The 22310-nt window shown below is 60.2% G+C and carries 22 protein-coding genes; 5 read left to right on the plus strand and 17 right to left on the minus strand.

The features are described from left to right. Positions 1-22: 22 nt before the first annotated feature. The 10 genes from tolQ to JFU04_RS23550 all read right to left on the minus strand — a co-directional run bounded on the left by tolQ (position 23) and on the right by JFU04_RS23550 (position 7901). Positions 23-718 carry a protein TolQ gene (tolQ, locus tag JFU04_RS23505; RefSeq protein ID WP_015885609.1) on the minus strand — a complete coding sequence of 232 codons (696 nt, stop codon included), beginning with the start codon at positions 716-718 and terminating at the stop codon, positions 23-25. Between the two features lies 1 nt (position 719). Next, positions 720-1175, minus strand: a complete 456-nt coding sequence (ybgC, locus tag JFU04_RS23510) for a tol-pal system-associated acyl-CoA thioesterase (RefSeq protein WP_065908849.1) — start codon at positions 1173-1175, stop codon at positions 720-722. A 139-nt stretch (positions 1176-1314) separates the two neighbouring features. Next, positions 1315-2373 (minus strand): Holliday junction branch migration DNA helicase RuvB, encoded by a 1059-nt coding sequence (gene ruvB / locus JFU04_RS23515; protein WP_065908846.1) that lies wholly within the window; start codon positions 2371-2373, stop codon positions 1315-1317. Beyond that, positions 2374-2985 (minus strand): Holliday junction branch migration protein RuvA, encoded by a 612-nt coding sequence (gene ruvA, locus JFU04_RS23520; RefSeq protein ID WP_025854761.1) that lies wholly within the window; start codon positions 2983-2985, stop codon positions 2374-2376. Between the two features lie 67 nt (positions 2986-3052). Further along, positions 3053-3577, minus strand: a complete 525-nt coding sequence (gene ruvC / locus JFU04_RS23525) for a crossover junction endodeoxyribonuclease RuvC (protein ID WP_065908840.1) — start codon at positions 3575-3577, stop codon at positions 3053-3055. 171 nt (positions 3578-3748) lie between these two features. Continuing rightward, positions 3749-4495: a YebC/PmpR family DNA-binding transcriptional regulator gene (locus JFU04_RS23530; RefSeq protein ID WP_065908837.1), complete on the minus strand. Its 747-nt coding sequence runs from the start codon at positions 4493-4495 to the stop codon at positions 3749-3751. 135 nt (positions 4496-4630) lie between these two features. Then, entirely contained in the window at positions 4631-6406 is a 1776-nt protein-coding gene (gene aspS / locus JFU04_RS23535; protein ID WP_056858570.1) for an aspartate--tRNA ligase, read from the minus strand. A gap of 107 nt (positions 6407-6513) precedes the next feature. Beyond that, the gene (locus JFU04_RS23540) at positions 6514-6735 is read right to left on the minus strand and encodes an FmdB family zinc ribbon protein (protein WP_048727052.1); all 222 of its coding nucleotides are present in this window, start codon (positions 6733-6735) and stop codon (positions 6514-6516) included. A gap of 170 nt (positions 6736-6905) precedes the next feature. After that, positions 6906-7247, minus strand: a complete 342-nt coding sequence (locus tag JFU04_RS23545; protein WP_065908831.1) for a ribbon-helix-helix domain-containing protein — start codon at positions 7245-7247, stop codon at positions 6906-6908. 180 nt (positions 7248-7427) lie between these two features. Then, positions 7428-7901, minus strand: a complete 474-nt coding sequence (locus JFU04_RS23550; protein WP_003193874.1) for a Dps family protein — start codon at positions 7899-7901, stop codon at positions 7428-7430. Between the two features lie 430 nt (positions 7902-8331). Here JFU04_RS23550 and JFU04_RS30440 point away from each other — a divergent pair, with 430 nt between their 5' ends. Continuing rightward, positions 8332-8934 (plus strand): cold-shock protein, encoded by a 603-nt coding sequence (locus JFU04_RS30440; RefSeq protein WP_065908829.1) that lies wholly within the window; start codon positions 8332-8334, stop codon positions 8932-8934. A gap of 70 nt (positions 8935-9004) precedes the next feature. Here JFU04_RS30440 and JFU04_RS23560 read toward each other — a convergent pair whose 3' ends face one another. Together JFU04_RS23560 and JFU04_RS23565 are read right to left on the minus strand one after the other, a co-directional pair. Next, positions 9005-9211, minus strand: a complete 207-nt coding sequence (locus tag JFU04_RS23560; RefSeq protein ID WP_015885618.1) for a SlyX family protein — start codon at positions 9209-9211, stop codon at positions 9005-9007. 3 nt (positions 9212-9214) lie between these two features. After that, positions 9215-9640, minus strand: a complete 426-nt coding sequence (locus JFU04_RS23565; RefSeq protein WP_201145795.1) for an HIT domain-containing protein — start codon at positions 9638-9640, stop codon at positions 9215-9217. 741 nt (positions 9641-10381) lie between these two features. Between JFU04_RS23565 and JFU04_RS23570 the strand changes: the two genes are divergently transcribed. Beyond that, complete coding sequence (locus JFU04_RS23570) at positions 10382-11680, plus strand: OprD family porin (protein ID WP_106802744.1); 1299 nt, start codon at positions 10382-10384, stop codon at positions 11678-11680. Between the two features lie 191 nt (positions 11681-11871). On the opposite strand, the gene JFU04_RS23575 is transcribed toward JFU04_RS23570, so the two are convergent. Together JFU04_RS23575 and JFU04_RS23580 are read right to left on the minus strand one after the other, a co-directional pair. Next, on the minus strand, positions 11872-12714 hold the full coding sequence (locus JFU04_RS23575; RefSeq protein WP_106802743.1) for a mechanosensitive ion channel family protein: 843 nt from the start codon (positions 12712-12714) through the stop codon (positions 11872-11874). A 134-nt stretch (positions 12715-12848) separates the two neighbouring features. Further along, positions 12849-13334 (minus strand): YajQ family cyclic di-GMP-binding protein, encoded by a 486-nt coding sequence (locus tag JFU04_RS23580; protein ID WP_003193880.1) that lies wholly within the window; start codon positions 13332-13334, stop codon positions 12849-12851. A 123-nt stretch (positions 13335-13457) separates the two neighbouring features. Here JFU04_RS23580 and JFU04_RS23585 point away from each other — a divergent pair, with 123 nt between their 5' ends. The 3 genes from JFU04_RS23585 to JFU04_RS23595 are packed head-to-tail and all read left to right on the plus strand — an operon-like array spanning position 13458 to position 17039. Continuing rightward, on the plus strand, positions 13458-14375 hold the full coding sequence (locus JFU04_RS23585; RefSeq protein ID WP_201145796.1) for a putative 2-dehydropantoate 2-reductase: 918 nt from the start codon (positions 13458-13460) through the stop codon (positions 14373-14375). A gap of 46 nt (positions 14376-14421) precedes the next feature. Then, complete coding sequence (locus JFU04_RS23590) at positions 14422-16458, plus strand: sensor histidine kinase (protein WP_065908815.1); 2037 nt, start codon at positions 14422-14424, stop codon at positions 16456-16458. Between the two features lie 2 nt (positions 16459-16460). Next, positions 16461-17039: a cob(I)yrinic acid a,c-diamide adenosyltransferase gene (locus JFU04_RS23595; protein WP_065908812.1), complete on the plus strand. Its 579-nt coding sequence runs from the start codon at positions 16461-16463 to the stop codon at positions 17037-17039. Between the two features lie 128 nt (positions 17040-17167). On the opposite strand, the gene JFU04_RS23600 is transcribed toward JFU04_RS23595, so the two are convergent. From JFU04_RS23600 to secA, 3 genes are all read right to left on the minus strand, one after another. Next, positions 17168-18112: a Nudix family hydrolase gene (locus tag JFU04_RS23600; RefSeq protein WP_201145797.1), complete on the minus strand. Its 945-nt coding sequence runs from the start codon at positions 18110-18112 to the stop codon at positions 17168-17170. A 19-nt stretch (positions 18113-18131) separates the two neighbouring features. Further along, entirely contained in the window at positions 18132-19349 is a 1218-nt protein-coding gene (argJ, locus tag JFU04_RS23605) for a bifunctional glutamate N-acetyltransferase/amino-acid acetyltransferase ArgJ (RefSeq protein ID WP_106802738.1), read from the minus strand. A gap of 123 nt (positions 19350-19472) precedes the next feature. Continuing rightward, the gene (gene secA, locus JFU04_RS23610) at positions 19473-22208 is read right to left on the minus strand and encodes a preprotein translocase subunit SecA (RefSeq protein WP_065908805.1); all 2736 of its coding nucleotides are present in this window, start codon (positions 22206-22208) and stop codon (positions 19473-19475) included. Positions 22209-22310 lie beyond the last annotated feature (102 nt).

Here is a 22310-nt window from a genome sequence, read left to right on the forward strand (position 1 = left end):
AAAGCCATTGGGAATTACCTGCTTATTCTTCGCTGGTGTGCACTTTACGGTGCAGGATCGCCTGGAATTCATCGGCGAAGGTGTAGTAACGGCCGATCAACGTTTCGCTGGTGGCAGCAAAGCGGTTGTAGGCGATTACTGCGGGGATAGCGGCGAACAGGCCGATCGCAGTGGCGATCAGGGCTTCGGCAATACCTGGGGCCACGGTGGCCAGGGTCGCTTGCTGGGCCTGGGCCAGGCCGCGGAAGGAGTTCATGATCCCCCACACGGTACCGAACAGGCCGATGTACGGGCTGACCGAACCGACGGTGGCGAGGAACGGCAGGCTCTGCTCCAGCTTCTCTTCTTCACGGGAGATGGCCACGCGCATGGCACGTGCCACGCCTTCCATCACGGCTTCCGGATCAACACCCGGCTGCTGGCGCAGGCGCGAGAACTCCTTGAAACCGGCACGGAAGATCTGCTCCACGCCCGAATCCGGGTCCGGGTTGCTGCCGGCCTGGCGGTACAGCTTGGACAGGTCGATACCCGACCAGAAGCGCTCTTCGAAGCTCTCCAGGGCACGTCGACCGGCGCGCAGCAGGTTGCTGCGCTGAAAAATCATGACCCAAGAGGTAACCGATGCGGCTACCAGGGTCAGCATGACCAGTTGAACCACAACACTGGCATTGCTGACCAGGCTCCACATGGAGGAATGGTCGACGACGGTAGGTTCCACGCTAAATCTCCTGCTTTGATTGTTTACCCGCGCCGCTCACGGCGGCAAAGGCCGCACGTAGAGTTTCGGGAATGGCCCGAGGTTTCAAACTGTTGGTGCGCACACACGCCACCAGGAACTGCCCCTCACAGAGCAGCGTTGCATCCGTTGCCCGCCTGACCTGTTGCTTGAAACGCAGGCTGGCACGGTTCAATTCGATTACTTCAGCGCTGACCAGCAGTTCATCGTCCAACCGCGCCGGCGCGTGATACCGCGCCTCGCTGGAATGCACGACGAACAACAGGTCCTCCCCTGCCAGCTCGGATTGGGCAAAGCCCAGCTCCCGTAGCCGCTCGGTTCGAGCCCGCTCCATGAACTTGAGGTAATTGACGTAATACACGATGCCGCCAGCATCGGTGTCCTCGTAATAAACGCGACAGCGATGTGCGAACGACTGATCCCCGTTTTGCGCGCGCATACTCTAGTGCTTACTCCTCAGGTTGCCAATCCGGCTGGGCAACTGTTTTTTCATCCACCGAAACATTTCCAGTGACTGAATGACGACGCCAGCCACTAGGACAGCACAAACATCGAATAAATCGACTTGCGTGAAGCTTTTAATCGTCCACTGCATCGAGGAATTCGTCTACCACAGGCATCTCACCCAATCGTGACGGAATGTTTAACCCGAAGTGCAGATACGCATGCCGCGTCACCACCCGGCCCCTCGGCGTACGCATGATGTAGCCCTGCTGGATCAGGTACGGCTCCAGCACATCCTCGATGGTGTGGCGCTCTTCACTGATGGCCGCCGCCAGGCTGTCGACCCCCACCGGGCCACCGTCGAACTTCTCGATCATGGTCAAGAGTAGACGCCGGTCCTGGTGATCGAAGCCATGCTCGTCCACATCCAGCAGGTTCAAGGCCAGGTCGGCCACGGCCTTGGTGATATGCCCCTTGGCCCGCACTTCGGCAAAGTCACGCACGCGGCGCAGCAGGCGGTTGGCGATCCGTGGCGTGCCGCGGGCCCTGCGGGCGATTTCAAACGCGCCTTCCGGGTCCAGCGGCAGGCCGAGAATGCTCGCCGAACGGCTGACAATGGTCGCCAGGTCTGCGGTGCTATAGAACTCCAGACGTTGAACAATGCCGAAACGGTCTCGCAGCGGGTTGGTCAGCATCCCGGCACGGGTGGTCGCGCCGACCAATGTGAACGGCGGCAGGTCGAGCTTGATCGAGCGAGCTGCCGGGCCTTCGCCGATCATGATGTCGAGCTGGAAGTCCTCCATCGCGGGGTACAGCACTTCCTCGACGATCGGCGACAGCCGGTGAATCTCGTCGATGAACAGCACATCGTGGGGCTCAAGATTGGTCAGCAATGCCGCCAGGTCGCCTGGGCGCTCCAGCACCGGGCCGGAGGTGGACTTGATCGACACGCCCATTTCCTGAGCGATGATGTTGGCCAGGGTGGTCTTGCCGAGCCCCGGCGGGCCGAAGATCAAGGTGTGGTCCAGGGACTCGCTGCGCCCGCGCGCTGCCTGGATGAACAGCTCCATCTGCTCGCGCACGGTGGGCTGGCCGATATAGTCGGCCAGGCTCAGGGGGCGGATGGCGCGGTCCTGGATTTCTTCACGGTCACGGGGGCCAGTGGCCGCGATCAGACGATCAGCTTCAATCACTTAAATCATTCCCTTCAGGGCGCGGCGGATCATGTCTTCACTGCTCAGGTTCTTGTCCTTGATGGCCGATACGGCCTTGCTGGCTTCCTGCGGCTTGTAGCCCAGGGAAATCAGCGCGCTGACCGCATCACTTTCGGCGCTGGCGACCTGGCCCGCCGGCATATCCGGTTGGTTCGGCACCAGCGCAAACATGCTCGGCACCACTTCCCAGGCTTTAAAGCGGTCCTTGAGCTCCACCAGCAGGCGCTCGGCCGTCTTCTTGCCGACCCCCGGGACCTTGGTCAGCGCCGAGGTGTCCTGGGCTGAAACGGCACGCACCAGCTCATCCACTTCCAGGCTCGACATCAATGCCAGGGCCAGTTTCGGTCCCACGCCATTGAGGCGAATCAGCTCGCGGAAGAAATCCCGGTCGCGCTTGCCGATGAAACCATAGAGTAGTTGCGCGTCTTCGCGTACCACCAGATGGGTGTGCAGCGTCAGCGGCTCACCGACCGACGGTAGGCGATACAGGGTGGTCATGGGCACTTCCAGCTCATACCCCAGCCCGTTTACATCCAGAATCAGGTGCGGCGGCTGTTTCTCAGCCAGGGTGCCGCGCAAGCGTCCAATCACGGTTCAGATCCTTAAAGCTTGGGGTCAGAGCATGGCCTGACCGGAAATAACGATTGCGCTGATGCTATCAGAGACGCAGGCGCCCGCCACGACTGCGTGCCGTACCGAGGCCGTGGGGCAGCAGGCTGGAACGGGTATGCGCGTGGCAAATCGCAATAGCCAGGGCGTCCGAGGCGTCGATCTGCGGCTTGGCGGTGAGCTTGAGCATGTGCATGACCATCATCTGCACCTGCTCTTTATTGGCCGCACCGGTCCCCACCACGGCCTGCTTGACCTGGGTCGCGGTGTATTCGGCGATTTCCATGCCCTCCTCCGCACCGGCCACGATGGCGGCGCCCCGGGCCTGGCCGAGCTTGAGGGCCGAGTCGGCATTCTTGGCCATGAAGACCTTTTCGATGCCCATGGTCACCGGCCCATAGGTCTGGATCACTTCACGCACGCCGCGATAGACGATCTGCAAGCGCTCGGCCAGCTCGCCCGCACCGGTACGAATGCACCCCGATGCAACGTAGATGCAGCCACGTGGCGTCTGCTGCACCACGCCAAAACCGGTGATGCGCGAGCCGGGGTCGATACCTAGGATTAAAGTCATAACGCCTGCGGGTTGGATTTACAGCGGTATGTGCCAGGCACACATCGTGTGTAACAGCATAGAACCCTGTGGGCGCTGGCTTGCCTGCGATGCGCGCGCCTCGGTGTGTCAGTGGCACCGCGGTGATGCTTTCGCAGGCAAGCCAGCGCCTACACTGGATTGTCTTGGATCTTAAGAGAGCTGTTCGGCTACAGATTCAGGGATGTCGGCGTTGGAGTACACGTTCTGCACGTCATCCAGGTCTTCGAGCATATCCAGCAGCTTCAACACTTTCTGCGCACCGTCCAGGTCCAGCTCGGCGCTGGTGGTCGGCAACATCACGATTTCCGCGTCGGTGCCCTTGAAGCCAGCAGCTTCCAGCGCGTTACGCACGGCATAGAAGCCAGCAAAGGAGGTGAACACGTCGATGGAGCCGTCTTCGTTGCTCACCACGTCGTCGGCATCCGCCTCCATGGCAGCCTCGATCAACGCATCTTCGTCCACACCCGGCGCGAAGGAGATCTGCCCCTTGCGCTCGAACAGGTAGGCCACCGAGCCATCAGTGCCCAGGTTGCCGCCGCACTTGCTGAACGCATGGCGCACGGCAGCAGCAGTCCGGTTGCGGTTGTCGGTCATGCACTCGACCATGACGGCCACGCCGCCCGGGCCGTAGCCTTCGTAAGTCAGCTCGACCATGTCGTCGGTATCGGCGGCACCAGCGCCACGGGCCACCGCACGATCAATGATGTCCCGGCTCATGTTGGCGCCCAGCGCCTTGTCCAGCGCCAGGCGCAGGCGCGGGTTGGAACCTGGGTCACCGCCGCCCTGGCGGGCAGCGACGGTCAGCTCGCGGATCCACTTGGTGAAGATCTTGCCTTTCTTGGCATCCTGACGCTCTTTGCGGTGCTTGATGTTCGCCCACTTGGAATGGCCAGCCATAACACAACTCCGAAATTCTGTAGAAACCTTATCAACCCCACCCCAGGTGGGATACAACCCTTGTAACGCAAAGGCGCATCCGAAGATGCGCCTTTTTAGACTGCGTAAACCTCAGTGCGCTTTCACGCAGCGGCCTTACTCAGCCTTCGGCGTCTCGCGCAGACGGATGTGCAATTCGCGCAGAGCCTTGGCATCCACCACACCTGGAGCCTGGGTCATGACATCCGCAGCACTCTGGGTTTTCGGGAAGGCAATCACTTCACGGATCGACTGGGCGCCGGTCATCAGCATCACCAGGCGGTCCAGGCCGAAGGCCAGGCCACCGTGCGGCGGCGCGCCGTATTTCAGGGCGTCGAGCAGGAAGCCGAATTTCTCTTCCTGTTCCGCTTCGTTGATACCCAACAGGCGGAACACCGCTTGCTGCATCTCTTTGCGGTGGATACGGATCGAACCGCCACCCAGCTCGGTGCCGTTCAACACCATGTCGTAAGCGCGCGACAACGCGCCTGCCGGGTTGGCTTCCAACTCTTCAGGCGAGCACTTCGGTGCAGTGAACGGGTGGTGCAAGGCGCTGAAGCTGCCGTCGTCGTTCTCTTCGAACATCGGGAAGTCGACAACCCACATCGGTGCCCACTTGCAGGTCAGCAGGTCCAGGTCGTGGCCCAGCTTGATCCGCAGCGCGCCCAGGGCTTCGCTGACGATCTTGGCTTTGTCGGCACCGAAGAACACGATGTCGCCGTCGACCGCGCCGACGCGATCGAGGATCGCATTGAGGTTGTCCAGCGGAATGTTTTTCACGATCGGCGATTGCAGGCCGTCAACGCCATTGGCGCGCTCGTTGACCTTGATGTACGCCAGCCCCTTGGCGCCGTAGATGCCGACGAACTTGGTGTAGTCGTCGATCTGCTTGCGCGGCATGCTCGCGCCGCCAGGCACGCGCAGGGCGGCGATACGGCATTTAGGGTCGTTGGCCGGGCCGCTGAACACCTTGAAGTCGACTTCCTTGAGCTGGTCGGCCACGTCCACCAGTTCCAGCGGGATACGCAGGTCGGGCTTGTCGGAACCGTAGCGGCGCATGGCTTCTTCGAAGGTCATGTGCGGGAACTCGCCGAACTCCAGGTCCAGCACTTCCTTGAACAGGTTGCGGATCATTTGCTCGGTCAGGCCCATGATCTCTTTTTCATCGAGGAAGCTGGTCTCGATGTCGATCTGGGTGAATTCCGGCTGGCGGTCGGCGCGCAGGTCTTCGTCACGGAAGCACTTGGCGATCTGGTAGTAGCGGTCGAAGCCGGCGACCATCAGCAGTTGCTTGAACAGCTGTGGCGATTGCGGCAGGGCGAAGAACGAACCCGCGTGGGTACGGCTCGGCACCAGGTAGTCACGCGCACCTTCCGGGGTAGCCCGGGTCAGGATTGGCGTTTCGACGTCAAGGAAGCCGTTTTCGTCGAGGAAGCGGCGGATGCTGGTGGTCATGCGCGAACGCAGGCGCAGCTTCTCGGCCATTTCAGGACGACGCAGGTCCAGGAAGCGGTAGCGCAGGCGGGTTTCTTCGCCGACGTCGGAGTATTCGTTGAGTGGGAACGGCGGGGTTTCCGACTCGTTCAGCACTTCCAGCTCGTAGCCCAGCACTTCGATTGCGCCGGAGGCCATGTTCGCGTTCACGGCACCGGCCGGACGCAGGCGAACCTTGCCAGTGATCTTGACGACGTACTCGCTGCGCACGCGGTCGGCGGCGGCGAAGCTCTCGGCGCGGTCCGGGTCGAACACCACCTGGGCCAGACCATCACGATCACGGATATCGAGGAAGATCACCCCGCCGTGGTCGCGGCGACGGTGAACCCATCCGCAAAGGGTGATTTCCTGACCATCCAGGGTCTCGTTCAGTTGGCCGCAATAGTGGCTGCGCATCATGGTAGTGGTTTCACTTCTCGTAATTCGAAATTCGGTGGAGGCCTGCCTCGTCACCGTACATTTAAGCAGGGGACGGATAATGCAGGAGCCTGCGCATGGAGTTCAACTCAGTCTGCTTTGTCGCCGCCGGCCAGATTCTTCTTCGAGCCGGTCTTGAAATCAGTCTCGTACCAGCCGCTGCCGCTCAGGCGGAAGCCCGGCATGGACAACATCTTCTTGAGCTCTGGCGCCTTGCAGGCCGGGCAATCGACCAGCGGCGCGGCGCTGATCTTCTGAATGGCTTCCAACTGATGACCACAGGAAGCACATTGATAGTCGTACATGGGCATGGAGATGTCTCGGCGATCAGAACGTTACTGCGCCACGCCTGCCCCAGGGATAAAGCCCCGGCATGCGCAGCAAAGCGCGGGATTATATCTGGTAAATCGAGGCAGCGCAGCCGGCTTTCTGACCAGGGCCCTGCCCACCTCGACGGCAGGCCAGCCCCGGCGCCGGCCGATTACTCAGGGTTCGGCGTACTCACCCGGTCTTTCAAGGCGTGAACGACACACACCACCCTGACCAACCCGCTGAAGTTCTTCACCCCGCCATGGCGCAAGTGCACTTCCCGATCGACATAAGACAGCAACGCACTGACCGAGCAGGCGTTGATCCTGGCTATTTCCGCCAGGATGTTCCAATACACCTGCTCAAGTCGCAGGCAAGTGGAAAACCCATTGAGGCGCACCGACCGCGACAATGGCTTGGCCAGCCCCATATCAAACCCCTTCGCAAAGGGGTCGACCGTTATCCTGTGAAAACCACCGGTTTCCATTACTCCGTTACCCACTCCACGTGACATACACCTGACACTCCATTGCCAAACAGCAGCCCACGGGTTCTCCCATTGGGCAGTGGCCCTATAAAACAGCAGGCAGAGACAGGCAGCCAGAAGACGCGGAGTTGATCGACGTAGGACAACGCCAGGAAATGCACGGAAACAAGCGAGCGGCGCCAGGACGGCGCCACTCAAGGCGGGTGTTTATTGGTTTTCGAGCAGGGAACGCAGCATCCACGCGGTTTTTTCGTGAACCTGCATACGCTGGGTCAACAGATCGGCAGTCGGTTCATCGCTGACTTTGTCCAGCAACGGGAAGATACCGCGCGCGGTGCGCGTGACCGCTTCCTGACCCGCCACCAGTTGCTTGATCATCTCTTCGGCACTGGGCACGCCTTCTTCTTCCTTGATCGAAGACAGGCGCGCGTAGATCGAATAAGCGCCCGGCGCCGGGAAGCCCAGGGCACGGATACGCTCGGCAATGGAGTCCACCGCCAGCGCCAGCTCGTTGTACTGCTCTTCGAACATCAAGTGCAGCGTACGGAACATCGGCCCCGTGACGTTCCAATGGAAGTTGTGGGTCTTCAGGTACAGTACATAGGTATCGGAAAGCAGTCGCGAAAGCCCGTCGACGATGGATTTACGATCTTCTTCACTGATACCGATATCGATTGCCATGTTTATCCCCTTCAATTGACAAGCATTCATTGATCAGGTGCAGCTCCACTCTAGCAAGAGTACCGGTGGTGCGCAGCCCGACACGCCCAGGTGAGGTGCGGCAAATCGCCCCTGCGTAACCTGCCAGCCGGTGCTGCGCAAGCCTTCGCACGCATCGGGAAAACTTCCCCGCACGCCGCTTGAAAACCCTGCACCTGTCTAGGACAAGCGTTTGACGCAGAAATGCCGTGCCCCTTGCAACACCCGGAAATGCTTGATTTGAGTAGGCACAGCCTTTGCTGTTAAATAGGCGGCGTGTCGCTGCCGTTAATTTCCGCGGCAGCCGGCATAGGCTGATACCCGCGCACGTGCCCAACGCCTCCCATTGTTCAGAAGCGAACCGTGCCAGTCAGCTCTTCCTTGTGATCCGTCTTAACGTGAGTTAATCAAAATGTTGAAAATCGTCCACCTGCTAACGGGCGTTGCAGCTTTGCTGCTGTCCTTTATACCGAGCTTGCAACAGGGAAGCCCTCCCTACCTGGAACAACACGACGCTCTGTACCTGGCCTTGTTCGGCCTTCTTAACCTGACGCTGGCACCGGTGATCCCTTACTGGAACAAAGGCACTCGTCATCAACTGCAAAACCTGGTCAGCGCGCTGCTGGTTCTGACCGTTGTCGTACAAACCCTCACCCTCCTGGCACCTATGCCTGAAGTGGGCGGCCACCCGGCCATCCTGCTCAGCCTGGTGATTGCTGTGGTCGCCATCGTTCTTCACCTGGCCATCAGCTTCTACCGTTCGTCCCCGGCGGCCGCGTCGCAAACTTATGACATGACCAATCGGGATACCGGTACCGTCAAGTGGTTCAACACGTCCAAAGGCTTCGGCTTTATTTCCCGCGATTCGGGCGACGATATCTTCGTCCACTTCCGGGCTATTCGCGGGGAAGGCCATCGCGTCCTGGTGGAAGGCCAGCGCGTGGAGTTCTCCGTGATGAATCGCGATAAAGGCCTGCAAGCCGAAGACGTGATCGCTGCCCTGCCGCGTCGCTGATTCCAGCCTTCGCAGCAAAAAAAACCGCGATCCAGCGTTGACTGGATCGCGGTTTTTTATTGCCGGCTATTTAGTAGTGAGGCGGCGGCGCTTCTTCTTCCGAGGTTTCGAACTGACCGCCCATTTCTTCCTGGCGCTTGAGCAGCGCGGTCATCTGCAATTGCAGGCGCTCGACGGCCCGCTGCTGGGTGACGAGGATGTCATTGAGGGTCTCGATGGTGTCGTCCTGGAAGGCCAGGCGGCTTTCCAGGTCGGTGACGCGGTCTTGCAGGTCCATGATTCAGCCCTGGGTAAAGATGAAGTCGGCGGGCAACAGCTCGCGCAGGCGGGTGCGAATAGCGGCGGCCTGTTCTGCAGTATAAGGCTGCGCCGGATGCTTGCCCCATACCGGCGCAGGCCAGGCGGCATCATCGCGTTTGCGCACGATCACATGCACGTGCAACTGGCTGACCACATTGCCGAGGGCGCCGATGTTCATCTTATCGGCGTTCAAGCCCTCATTGAGCAACTGCGCCAACGCCGTGGTTTCCTGCCATAGACGCTGCTGGTCGGCGACATCCAGTTGAAACACTTCACTGATACCGTTGATGCGTGGCACCAGGATGAACCACGGGTAGTTGGAATCATTGGACAGCAGCAGGCGGCAGAGCGGGAAGTCGCCAATGGCCAGTGTGTCTTGTTGCAGGCGTTGATCTAAGGCGAACACGCGGGCACTCCGTTTTTGCAGGTCGATTTCAGACGCCCAGCATACCTTCGAATGCTCAAGGCTTCACGGCGAATGCGGCGAGCCGCGATGCAAGTGGAGAAAAAGACGCACCCTTTCGAGGCAGCCAGATATTTGAGCTACGCTGATCCGGGCCTGAGCGGGATGCACCAAAATGACCCACTTGTGCATCAAAGGGATCCGCCGATTACCCACTCATGGGGGTGAACCGGTAACGTTTTGCCCGGACCGGGTGTTTTTGGGCCTTCTCACAGGTGTGACACCAAAGCGTCAAGGCCAAACAAAACGACGTAAAAAGCCCGTGCTTATGCGGTTTTTACACGGCCGTAACGTTTTTCACGAAAAAATGACATTCGGTTACCGCTTTGTGCACGCTTGTTGCATTCACACCCACATCGTCGGCAACGGCACCCGTTTGGAAGCAGGTGTTTCGCGATAAAAACACAAGCGTTTCAATACGCATCAAGGAAGACTTCAAACTTTGAAACGGGTTTGAAAACAGTATTGAAGTTGTCAGTCCGGTTACAGGTGGACTGTGAATTTGCGACACGGAGATAGCAATTTACGACAGCCTCGTAAAGAAGCTGAAAGGATAGATGGGCAAGTATCGTCAATAGAGTCTGCGTGATATAACTTTGCGCCGACACAAAAAAGAAAGAGCCGCCCAGATAAAAATACAGGTGGGACGGCAGTACTCTTCCTAAACCAAAGGAGCAAATCACGATGCGCGTGATGAAGTGGAGCATGATCGCCCTGGCTGTTTCAGCAGGCACCTCGCAGTTCGCAATGGCCTCTTCCCAGGACGACGCCAAGGGCTTTGTTGAAGACAGCACTTTCAGCATTAATACTCGCGCGCTGTATTTCAGCCGTGACAAGCGCAACAATGACACTGGCCAGAGCCGTAGCGAAGAAACCGGCCTGGGCTTCAACGGCCTGTACCAGTCGGGCTTTACCCAAGGCACCATCGGTGTGGGTGTCGACGCCATTGGCCTGCTTGGCGTCAAGCTCGACAGCGGCAAGGGTCGCGCCGGTACCGGCCTGTTCCCTGCCGGTTCTGACGGTCGCTCGCAAGACGACTACTCCAAGGGCGGCGCAGCCATCAAGTTCCGTATCTCCGATACCGTCTTGAAAATTGGCGACCAGTACACCACTGCTCCTGTATTCGCCTCTGACGACAGCCGCTTGCTTCCTGAGCTGCCACAGGGCGTGTCGATCACGAGCAACGAGATCAAAGGCCTGAAACTCGAAGCCGGTCACTTCACCTCGATCGTCGCACAGTCTCAAACCTACAAAGACAGTATCAGCGACAGCAACGACCCAAGCCATACAGGCCTGAAAGAAGCTAACTTCGTCGGTGGCGTCTACTCCTGGACCCCAGAGTTCACCACCAGCCTGTACTACTCGAAAGTCGAAGACTACTGGCGCAAATACTACGCCAACGTCAACTGGACTCACGCGCTCAGCGATGACCAGTCGTTGGCTTTCGACTTCAACATCTACGACACCAAGAGCGAAGGTGCCGGCCTGCAACGCGCAGAAAAAGACGGTACTACCAAGCTCGACAACCGTGCGTTCAGCCTGCAGGGTGCCTACACCATCGGCGCTCACACCTTCACCCTGGCAGCCCAGAAAGTTACCGGCGACGGCGACTATGGCTACGGCATCGACGGCGGCGGCTCGGTTTTCCTGGCCAACTCCATCGCTCGTTCCGACTTTAACGCCGAAGACGAGAAGTCCTACCAGGCACGTTACGACATCAACATGGCAACCTTTGGCGTTCCTGGCCTGAGCTTCATGACTCGTTACGTAACCGGTAGCGGCGCTAACACCGCCAGCACCTCGAACGGTAAAGAGTGGGAACGCGACATCGAAGCCAAATACGTGATCCAGAGCGGCCCAGCCAAAGACCTGAGCCTGCGCGTACGTCAAGCAACTTACCGTTCGTCTGACGGCGTGTACTACGGTTCGGCGTCCATCGACGAACTGCGTCTGATCGCGCAATACCCGTTGAACATCTTGTAATTGGCAGTTTGATTACAGTGATGACTTAAGGCCTCGGCCTTAACTAAAAAGCCGCTCCCCTGTTTGCAGGGGAGCGGCTTTTTTATTGCAGTTTTGTTTCACCGGAAAAATAACTAGCAAGCTAACTAACGAGATTGCAGTTTCTGCATCGAACCTGACCTATCCGCCAAGTTCGACGCTGTTGTTTGTGCTTACTTAGACGCCGTTTCCTGCATCACGCGAATAACCCGCTGTGGAAACGGAATATCAATATTCGCCGCCTTCAAACGATCGCGTGCCATTTCATTAAGCATAAACACCACGTCCCAATAATCCGCGGTCTTGGTCCAGCAACGCAGGGACACGGTGATCGAGCTGTCACCCAGGGTCGACACCACGGCCGCCGCCGCCGGATCCGCCAGTACGCGTGGATCTTTTGCCAGCTCCAGCAACACTTCACGGGCTTTCTGCAGGTCCGCGTCATAGTCCACACCCACGTCGAACACCACCTTGCGGGTTGGCTGACGGTTGGTGTTGGTGATGATGCCGTTGGACAGGATGCCGTTCGGGACGATCACCGTCTTGTTGTCGCCGGTCCGCAGCACCGTGTGGAAGATCTGGATGCTGTCGACGGTACCCGAGGTCCCTTGGGCTTCGATCCAGTCACCAATGCGGAACGGGCGGAACAACAGGATCAGCACGCCGCCGGCAAAGTTCGCCAGGCTGCCTTGCAATGCCAGGCCGATGGCCAGGGTAGCGGCACCAATCGCGGCGACGAACGAGGTGGTCGCTACGCCGATCATCGAAGCCACGCTGACAATCAGCATCACCTTCAGCGCAATGTTCGCCAGGCTGGTGATGAAGTGCTGCAAGGCCAGGTCGGCGTTACGGATGGCCAGCAAGCGCCCCACTCGGTGGGTCAGGCGGTTGATCAGCCACCAGCCGATGGCCAGGGTGATCACGGCCAGCAACACGCGGCTGCCGTATTCCATAATCATCGGGATCCAAGACTGCGAGGTCTTGATCAAGTGATCCAGTTCAGCATTCAAATCCATCTATATTCTCCTGGTTACCGGATGTTCGGCGTAGTAAGTGCCCAAAATGCAATTGAGCCCCGGAGGGCTCAAGAGTAGGCGCAGGTTCTGGGGCGTGGGACGTCAAAAACCCCCGCAGGTTCCCCAAGGGGCCATCAGTCGCGGAAGTTATTGAACTGCAGCGGCATATCGAAGGTTTTCGCACGCAAGGCAGCAATTGCCTCTTGCAAGTCATCACGCTTCTTGCCGGTAACGCGTACCTGCTCGCCCTGGATGGCGGCCTGGACTTTGAGCTTGGCATCCTTGATATGCGCAACGATCTTCTTCGCCAGCTCCTTGTCGATGCCTTCCTTGAGCACGGCTTCCTGCTTCATCAGCTTGCCGGAGGCGTAGGCGTCCTTGACTTCAAGGCACTGCACGTCGATCTTGCGCTTGACCAGGGCCAGCTTGAGGATCTCGATCATCGCTTCCAGCTGGAAATCGGCTTCAGCGGTCAGGTTGACGGTCAGTTCCTTTTCCTTGAATTCGAAGCTGCCCTTGCCTTTCAAGTCATAGCGACGGTCCAGTTCCTTGACGGCGTTCTCGACGGCGTTGGTGACTTCGTGTTTGTCCAGTTCGGATACCACGTCGAACGAAGGCATGTCATATCTCCAATATAAGGGGCGGGCTCAGTAGAGATGGAGCGCGCCCGAGCTAAAATGCCGGGGCATTATAGCGGTTCTTTCGTCCCGTTCACTGTGAGCGATCCTACGGAGCAAAAACTGATGTCGACCACCTGGCATATTCTCGGCGCCGGCAGCCTGGGCACACTCTGGGCCACCCGACTGGCGCGCGCCGGCGTGCCCGTGCGGTTGATCCTGCGTGATGAAGCACGCCTGGCGAGCTATCAGTCGAGCAATGGGCTGACCCTGGTGGAACACGGCGTAGCACATACCTACCCGGTCAGCGCAGAAACGCCCCACAGTCCGGAGCCGATTCATCGTCTGCTGGTGGCGTGCAAGGCCTACGACGCCCAGAGCGCCGTCGCACAGCTGCAGCACCGACTGGCACCCGACGCTGAGCTGATCCTGTTGCAGAACGGCCTCGGCAGCCAGGACGCGGTGGCCGCGCAACTGCCCCAGGCGCGCTGCATCTTTGCCTCCAGCACCGAGGGTGCGTTCCGCGATGACGACTGGCGCGTGGTGTTCGCCGGCCATGGCTACACCTGGCTGGGCGACGTGAGCCGGCCGACCCCGCCGCTGTGGCTGGATGACCTGCACGCTGCCGGCATCCCCCACGAATGGAGCACCGACATTCTTACGCGCCTGTGGCGCAAACTGGCGCTCAATTGCGCGATCAACCCGCTGACCGTGCTGTACCAGTGCCGCAACGGCGAACTGCAGAGCCATCAATGTGAAGTCGCAACCTTGTGCGCCGAACTCGGCGAACTGCTCGAATGCTGCGGCCAACCGGCTGCCGCGCTCGACCTGCAGCACGAAGTCGAGCGCGTGATCCAGGCCACCGCCGCGAATTACTCCTCCATGTACCAGGATGTGGCCAACGGGCGCCGTACCGAAATCAGCTTTTTGTTGGGCTATGCTTGCCAGGCGGCAACACGTCACCAGTTGAACCTGCCCCATGTGCAACAACTGCAGGTACGCCTGGTCGACCAGTTGCTTGCACGCGGATTGCCCCGCGACTGAGCCACGCGCTACCCTGCCCGCCTGTCTATCACCTGGGAAAACCCTGATGCCGCTGCGCCAGCGTCTAGAAAACCTACCGGTCGGGCAGAAACTGCTCGCCGCCTTGCTGGTGTTGCTGACCACCGTATTGCTGGTGGCCAACCTGACCTTTATCAGCGCCGCCTATTGGATCTCGCAGGAAAGCATGGCGCCCCAGGCCCTGCAGGCCATCGGCCGGCTGGTGTCCAACCCGGCCCTCGCCGCCGAAGCCCTCGAATCCCCCGCTAAAGCCGACGCGCTGCTGAATGAGCTGACCAGCTATTCGCCGTTGCGCGCCGCAGCGCTGTACGACGGCGAGGGCAACCGCCTGGCGCAGATGCAACACGGCGACCGCCTGCACCTGCCGGACAACTACCGGCATATCGAGGCCTGGCGGGTCACTGAATTTCGCAGTAACCAGATCATCACCCTGCCCCGCGCAGGCCAGCCATCAGGGCATCTGCTGCTGGTGGCCAGCAGCGAACTGCCGGTGGCCTTCTACACCGGCACGCTGACGGCCAGCCTGGGCATCCTGATTTTCAGTGTGCTGCTGTGGCTGGTCATCGCCCGGCAAATCAAACGCCTGATCACCCGGCCGATCCATGAACTGGAAGAACTTTCACGCCAGGTCACCCGCGAAGAGAACTACGCCCTGCGCGCCGGGCGCGGCAACCACGATGAAATCGGCAGCCTCGCCGAAGCCTTCAACACCATGCTGTCGCGCATCGAAGCCCGCGAGCAACAGCTCAAGCGCGCGCGCGACGACTCCCAGGCCGCCTACGATCAGGCACAGGGCCTGGCCGAAGAGACGCGCCACACCAACCGCAAGCTCGAACTGGAAGTCCAGGTTCGCAGCAAGATCGAGAAAAAGCTCACCGGCTTTCAGAATTATCTGAACAGCATCATCGACTCGATGCCGTCGGCGCTGATCGCCCTGGACGAGCAGCTCTACGTCACGCAGTGGAACCAGGAAGCCAGCGCGCTCTCCGGCACGCGCCTGGATGAAGCCTTGAACCAGCCGATCTACCTGGCCTTCCAACCGCTCAAGCCGTACCTGCCGCAGATCAAGGCCACGGTCGAACAACACACGGTGGAGCGCATCGAACGCGTCACCTGGATCAAGGACGACGAGCCCAAGCACTACGCCCTGACCTTTTACCCGCTGACCGGCGGTGCCGGGCGCGGCGTGGTGATCCGTATCGACGACATCACCCAGCGCCTGTCCCTGGAAGAAATGATGGTGCAGTCGGAGAAGATGCTTTCCGTGGGTGGCCTGGCTGCCGGCATGGCCCACGAAATCAACAATCCGCTGGGGGCAATCCTGCACAACGTGCAGAACATTCGCCGCCGGCTGTCATCCGATCTCCCCAAGAACCTGGAGCATGCGGAACAGGTGGGCATCGAGCTGGAGAGGGTCAATCGCTACCTGCAAAGTCGCGAAGTGCCACAACTGCTCGACGGCATCCAGCAAGCCGGGGCGCGGGCGGCGAAGATCGTCACCCACATGCTCAGCTTCAGCCGCCGCAGCAACCGACAAATGGCGCCTTGCGATCTACCGGCGCTGATCGACCAGGCGGTGGAAATTGCCGGCAACGACTTCGACCTGACCATCGGTTTCGACTTCAAGGGCCAGGCCATCATCCGCCAGTTCGACCCGCAACTGGGCCCGGTACCCGGCACGGCCAACGAGCTGGAACAAGTGCTGCTCAACCTGCTGAAGAACGCCGCCCAGGCCATTCACCTGCGCGAAGACGACAGCGAGCCGGGGCGCATCATCCTGCGCACGCGCCTCAACCCGCCGTGGGCGGAGATCCAGGTCGAAGACAACGGCATCGGCATGAGCGAAAACGTGCGCAAACGGACCTTCGAGCCGTTCTTCACCACCAAGGAAATCGGCCAGGGCACCGGGCTTGGGCTGTCAGTGTCATATTTCATCATCACCAACAACCACAAGGGCCAGATGGAAGTGCACTCCACCCTCGGCCAAGGCACCTGTTTCACCCTGCGCCTGCCTTTGGCCGGCAGCCAACTGCCACCTTACGAACTAACCGAACTGGAGCACTGACCATGGGCTTTCGCCTGTCGAAGATCTACACCCGCACTGGCGACAAGGGCGAGACCGGCCTCGGCGATGGCCGCCGCGTGCCCAAGGACCACCCGCGCGTGGAGGCGATTGGCGAAGTCGATACGCTCAACAGCCAGTTGGGTTTGCTCCTCGCCAGCCTGGAAGAGCAAAGCGGCCAGCACCCGGCGCTCAAGGAGGTGATCGAGGTGCTGAGCCCGTGCCAACATCGCCTGTTTGACCTGGGCGGTGAACTGGCCATGCCGGTGTACAAGGCGCTGAATGCAGCAGAGGTGGATCGGCTGGAAGCAGCGATCGATCGCTGGAACGAGGAAGTCGGGCCGCTGGAAAACTTTATCTTGCCCGGTGGCTCGGCGTTGATCGCTCAGGCCCACGTGTGCCGTAGCCTGGCGCGCAGCGCGGAGCGGCGGTGTCAGCATCTGAATGCGATGGAGCCGCTGGAGGGGGTGGGGTTGGCGTATATCAATCGGCTGTCGGATTTGCTGTTTGTGGCAGCCAGGATAATCGCCAAGCGCCAGGGGGTAGCCGAGATTCTGTGGCAGGCTGCGGCGAAGCCACACTGATGATTATCTAGCGCCTGATTGGGCCCCGTCGCATGCAAGCCCGCTCCCACATTCGAATGCACTCCAGCGTTGGAATCCGATCGAATGTGGGAGCGGGCTTGCTCGCGAAGAGGCCCGTCAGAACAGCATCAAGCCTGCGGCCAGAACGCCCGAATTCCAGCCACACCCTGAGCCCCGGCTTCCCAAGCCTGTTCCCGCTCCGCAGGCCCTACCCCGCCCAGCAGAAACACCGGCTTGCTGAACCCACGGATCAACTCTGCCGCCTGCTCCCAACCCAAAGGCTGGGCATCAGGATGCGTCTGCGTCGGCTGCACGGGCGACAGCGTGACAAAATCCACGTCCATTATTTCTGCCAGCGCCAACTCTTCGGCATTGTGGCACGAGGCTGCCAACCAGCGATCCTTCGGCAGTGGCCGCCCCTTACTGGCGTACTTGCGCAGCTGCGCCGAAGTCATGTGCCAACCGGCTGCTGGGAAATCCCCCAGCCATTCAAATGGCCCCTTGAGCATCAGTTGCGCCTTGCCCGCACACAGGCCCACCGCATCCACCGCCAGATCACGGTATTTAGGGTCGTAGCCGTTGGGTGCACGCAATTGAATCAGCTTGATGCCGCCAGCGATGGCTTTCTGGATACCGCGCAGCAACGTCGGGGTTTCCAGCTCGCCCGGGGTGATCAGGTAGTCGGCCGGCAAGCGCGCAGCAGTCACGATGGGCGCGTTCGCTGCGGGAAACTCATAGTTGAGCAAATCCCGCGGGGCCACCCACTCCAGCGGCTGCCCTTCGGCACCATGAGGCTCGCCGGTAAACGCCGAGACATCCCAGACATCCAGCAACACCTGCTTGTCCGGGTAGTCATGCTGCACCTTGATCAGCGGCCGCGCCGCGGTGACCTGGATACCCAGCTCTTCCTGCAATTCGCGCGACAACGCGGTGGCGACCGACTCATCGGCCTCCACCTTGCCCCCGGGAAACTCCCAGAGGCCGCCCTGATGCTGGGTATCGGCACGGCGCGCGAGCAGGATCCTGCCATCGACACCGCGGATCACCGCTGCTGCTACATGCACTCGTTTCACCGCGCTTTCCTCTTTGCTATCAGGTGCGGTATTCCGCATTGATCTTCACGTACTCGTGGGACAGGTCAGTGGTCCAGATGGTTTCGCTGCACGCGCCGCGCCCCAACTCGATACGGATAGTGATTTCTTCCTGCTGCATCACCGCCGAGCCCTGGGCTTCGGTGTAGGTTTCGGCGCGGGCACCACGGCTGGCAATGCACACGTCGCCGAGGAACACGTCGATCTTGCTCACGTCCAGGTCCGGCACGCCGGCACGGCCGACGGCGGCGAGGATCCGGCCCCAGTTCGGGTCGGAAGCGAACAGCGCAGTCTTGATCAGCGGCGAGTGGGCCACGGTGTAGCCGACATCCAGGCATTCCTGGTGGTTGCCACCGCCGTTGACTTCAACTGTCACGAACTTGGTCGCACCCTCACCGTCGCGCACGATGGCCTGGGCCACGTCCATGCACACTTCGAACACGGCCTGCTTCAGGGCAGCGAACAGCGGGCCTTCGGTAGAGGTGATTTCCGGCAGGTTGGCCTGGCCGGTGGCAATCAGCATGCAGCAGTCGTTGGTCGAGGTATCGCCATCGATGGTGATGCGGTTGAACGACTTGTTGGCGCCGTCCAGCATCAGGCGCTGCAGCACGTCGCGGGAGACTTTGGCGTCGGTGGCGATGTAGCCGAGCATGGTGGCCATGTTCGGGCGGATCATGCCTGCACCCTTGCTGATGCCGGTCACGGTGACGGTCACGCCATCGTGCACGAACTGGCGACTGGCGCCTTTTGGCAGGGTGTCGGTGGTCATGATGCCGGTCGCCGCTGCGGCCCAGTTATCCACAGACAGGTCGTCCAGCGCGGCTTGCAGGGCGCCTTCGATTTTTTCCACCGGCAGCGGCTCGCCGATCACACCGGTGGAGTACGGCAGCACCTGGCTGGCATCCACGCCGGTCAACTGAGCCAGCTTGGCGCAGGTACGTGCAGCGGCCACCAGGCCCGGCTCGCCGGTACCGGCGTTGGCATTCCCGGTGTTGGTGAGCAGATAACGGATCGGGCCGGCAACGCGTTGCTTGGCCAGGATCACCGGTGCAGCGCAAAAGGCGTTGAGGGTGAATACACCCGCGACAGTCGAGCCTTCGGCACAGCGCATCACCACTACATCCTTGCGCCCTGGGCGCTTGATGCCGGCCGAAGCGATACCAAGCTCAAAACCGGCAACCGGGTGCAATGTGGGCAAAGGACCAAGACCAACAGCCATGAATGCGCTCCTTAAAAATAGGTGATGTCTGTGCCGTCGCGATCGACGGTGAAATTAATGGCAAAACGCCGCGACGGCAAAAGCCGGTCGCGGCGCGAGGTGTTGCAGCGTCAGGCAAAAATCTTAGTTGATTTCGCCGTGGCAGTGTTTGAACTTCTTGCCCGAACCGCACCAGCACAGCTCATTGCGGCCCAGCTTCTGCTCGTTGCGCACCGGGGTTTGAGCCAGGGCCACATCGACCTCTTCGCCCAATACCTCAGGGGCTTCCAGGCCCGGCGCTTCGTCGTGCTGGAACTGCATGCGCGCCGCCAGTGCCTCGGCTTCCTGACGCAGGCGAGCTTCTTCCTCGATCGGGTCTTCGCGACGCACCTGAACGTGGGACAGCACGCGAATCGAATCGCGCTTGATCGAATCCAGCAGCTCGGAGAACAGCGTGAACGACTCGCGCTTGTACTCCTGCTTCGGGTTCTTCTGGGCGTAGCCACGCAGGTGGATACCGTGACGCAGGTGATCCATGGTCGACAGGTGGTCTTTCCACAGGTCGTCCAGCACGCGCAGAACGATTTGCTTCTCGAAGGTGCGCAGTGCTTCGGCACTCGCCTGCTCTTCTTTCTCGTTGTACGCGGCCAGCAATTCGGCCATCAGTTTTTCGCGCAGGGTTTCTTCATACAGGTGATCGTCTTCGTCGAGCCACTGCTGGACCGGCAAGTCGACACCGAAGTCGCTCTTCAACGCTGCTTCCAGGCCGGCGACATCCCACTGCTCAGGCAGCGATTGTGGCGGGATGTGTGCGCTGACGGTGGCGTTGAGCACGTCCTGGCGGAAATCGGCAATGGTCTCGCCAATGTTGTCGGCGGCCAGCAACGTGTTACGCATGTGATAGATCACTTTACGCTGTTCGTTGTTGACGTCATCGAACTCGAGCAGCTGCTTGCGAATGTCGAAGTTGCGGCCTTCAACCTTGCGCTGGGCCTTCTCGATGGCGTTGGTCACCATGCGGTGCTCGATCGCTTCACCGGACTGCATGCCCAGGGCCTTCATGAAGTTCTTCACCCGGTCCGAGGCGAAGATACGCATCAGGCTGTCTTCCAGGGACAGGTAGAAGCGGCTGGAACCGGCGTCACCCTGACGGCCGGCACGACCACGCAGCTGGTTGTCGATACGACGGGATTCGTGACGTTCGGACGCGATCACCTGCAAGCCACCGGATTCCAGTACGGCCTGGTGACGTTTCTGCCAGTCAGCCTTGATCTGGGCGATTTGCTCAGGGGTCGGGTTGTCCAGCGAGGCCACTTCCACTTCCCAGTTGCCGCCCAACAGAATGTCGGTACCACGACCGGCCATGTTGGTGGCGATGGTCAGTGCGCCTGGGCGACCGGCCTGGGCGATGATCTCGGCTTCTTTTTCGTGGAACTTGGCGTTGAGGACCTTGTGCTCGATGCCTTCCTTGTTGAGCAGGTTGGACACGTGCTCGGAAGTCTCGATGGTGGCGGTACCCACCAGGATCGGACGGCCCTGGGCCATGCCGTCCTTGATGTCGTTGATGATTGCCGCGTACTTCTCTTCGGCAGTCAGGAACACCAGGTCGTTGAAGTCTTTACGCGCCAGAGGCTTGTTCGGCGGAATGACCATGACGGCCAGGTTGTAGATCTGGTGGAACTCGAACGCTTCGGTGTCAGCTGTACCGGTCATGCCGGACAGTTTGTTGTACAGACGGAAGTAGTTCTGGAAGGTGGTGGACGCCAACGTCTGGCTTTCGGCCTGGATGTTGAGGTTTTCCTTCGCTTCGATGGCCTGGTGCAGGCCCTCGGACAGGCGACGACCCGGCATGGTACGACCGGTGTGTTCGTCGACCAGCACAACCTGGCCGTCCTGGACGATGTACTCGACGTTGCGATGGAACAGCTTGTGGGCGCGCAGGCCGGCATAAACGTGGGTCAACAGGCCCAGGTTGTGTGCCGAGTACAGGCTTTCACCCTCGGCCAGCTCACCGATCTGGGTCAGCATCTCTTCGACGAACTGGTGACCGGCTTCGTTGAGTTCGACCTGGCGGGTCTTCTCGTCGATGCTGAAGTGACCTTCTTTGGTCACCACGCCTTCCACTTCCTCGATGTGCTGCTCCAGGCGCGGGATCAACTTGTTGATCTCGGTGTACAGGCGCGAGCTGTCTTCGGCCTGGCCGGAGATGATCAGTGGGGTACGGGCTTCGTCGATGAGGATGGAGTCGACTTCGTCGATCACGGCAAAGTTGAGTTCGCGCTGGAATTTTTCTTCCATGCTGAACGCCATGTTGTCGCGCAGGTAGTCGAAACCGAATTCGTTGTTGGTACCGTAGGTGATGTCGGCAGCGTAGGCGGCGCGCTTCTCTTCCGGCGGCTGGAACGGCGTTACCACGCCGACGGTCAGGCCGAGGAATTCATACAGCGGGCGCATCCAGTTGGCGTCCCGGCGAGCCAGGTAGTCGTTCACCGTCACAACGTGCACGCCCTTGCCGGACAGTGCGTTGAGGTAAACGCCCAGGGTTGCCACCAGGGTCTTGCCTTCACCGGTACGCATTTCGGCAATCATGCCTTCATGCAAGGTCATGCCGCCGATCAACTGGACGTCGAAGTGGCGCATGCCCATGACACGCTTACCGGCTTCACGGGCAACCGCAAAGGCTTCGGGAAGCAGCTTGTCGAGGGTTTCACCTTTGGCTATGCGGGCCTTGAACTCTTCGGTCTTGGCGCGCAATTGCTCGTCCGAAAGGGCAACCATCTGCTCTTCGAAGGCATTGACCAGCTGCACCGTCTTGAGCATGCGTTTGACTTCGCGCTCATTCTTGCTTCCAAAAAGTTTCTTTAACAAAGGCGCAAACATATCGGCAGGTTCTTCCACACATAGGGATGGAGGGCGCACCGTCAGTGGCCCGAGCAGCCCTCACGGCCGCATGCGAACGCGCATTCTACCCGGATTCGTGGG

Source organism: Pseudomonas sp. TH21, assembly GCF_016651025.1.
Classification (GTDB): domain Bacteria; phylum Pseudomonadota; class Gammaproteobacteria; order Pseudomonadales; family Pseudomonadaceae; genus Aquipseudomonas; species Aquipseudomonas aylmerensis.

Coding starts and splice junctions, on each gene's coding strand:
- ybgC (WP_065908849.1), bottom strand. CDS start 1,175: ATGCGCGCGCAAAACGGGGATCAGTCGTTCGCACATCGCTGTCGCGTT.
- ruvC (WP_065908840.1), bottom strand. CDS start 3,577: ATGACTTTAATCCTAGGTATCGACCCCGGCTCGCGCATCACCGGTTTT.
- JFU04_RS23530 (WP_065908837.1), bottom strand. CDS start 4,495: ATGGCTGGCCATTCCAAGTGGGCGAACATCAAGCACCGCAAAGAGCGT.
- aspS (WP_056858570.1), bottom strand. CDS start 6,406: ATGATGCGCAGCCACTATTGCGGCCAACTGAACGAGACCCTGGATGGT.
- JFU04_RS23540 (WP_048727052.1), bottom strand. CDS start 6,735: ATGCCCATGTACGACTATCAATGTGCTTCCTGTGGTCATCAGTTGGAA.
- JFU04_RS23545 (WP_065908831.1), bottom strand. CDS start 7,247: ATGTCACGTGGAGTGGGTAACGGAGTAATGGAAACCGGTGGTTTTCAC.
- JFU04_RS23550 (WP_003193874.1), bottom strand. CDS start 7,901: ATGGCAATCGATATCGGTATCAGTGAAGAAGATCGTAAATCCATCGTC.
- JFU04_RS30440 (WP_065908829.1), top strand. CDS start 8,332: ATGTTGAAAATCGTCCACCTGCTAACGGGCGTTGCAGCTTTGCTGCTG.
- JFU04_RS23560 (WP_015885618.1), bottom strand. CDS start 9,211: ATGGACCTGCAAGACCGCGTCACCGACCTGGAAAGCCGCCTGGCCTTC.
- JFU04_RS23570 (WP_106802744.1), top strand. CDS start 10,382: ATGCGCGTGATGAAGTGGAGCATGATCGCCCTGGCTGTTTCAGCAGGC.
- JFU04_RS23575 (WP_106802743.1), bottom strand. CDS start 12,714: ATGGATTTGAATGCTGAACTGGATCACTTGATCAAGACCTCGCAGTCT.
- JFU04_RS23580 (WP_003193880.1), bottom strand. CDS start 13,334: ATGCCTTCGTTCGACGTGGTATCCGAACTGGACAAACACGAAGTCACC.
- JFU04_RS23585 (WP_201145796.1), top strand. CDS start 13,458: ATGTCGACCACCTGGCATATTCTCGGCGCCGGCAGCCTGGGCACACTC.
- JFU04_RS23590 (WP_065908815.1), top strand. CDS start 14,422: ATGCCGCTGCGCCAGCGTCTAGAAAACCTACCGGTCGGGCAGAAACTG.
- JFU04_RS23595 (WP_065908812.1), top strand. CDS start 16,461: ATGGGCTTTCGCCTGTCGAAGATCTACACCCGCACTGGCGACAAGGGC.
- argJ (WP_106802738.1), bottom strand. CDS start 19,349: ATGGCTGTTGGTCTTGGTCCTTTGCCCACATTGCACCCGGTTGCCGGT.
- secA (WP_065908805.1), bottom strand. CDS start 22,208: ATGTTTGCGCCTTTGTTAAAGAAACTTTTTGGAAGCAAGAATGAGCGC.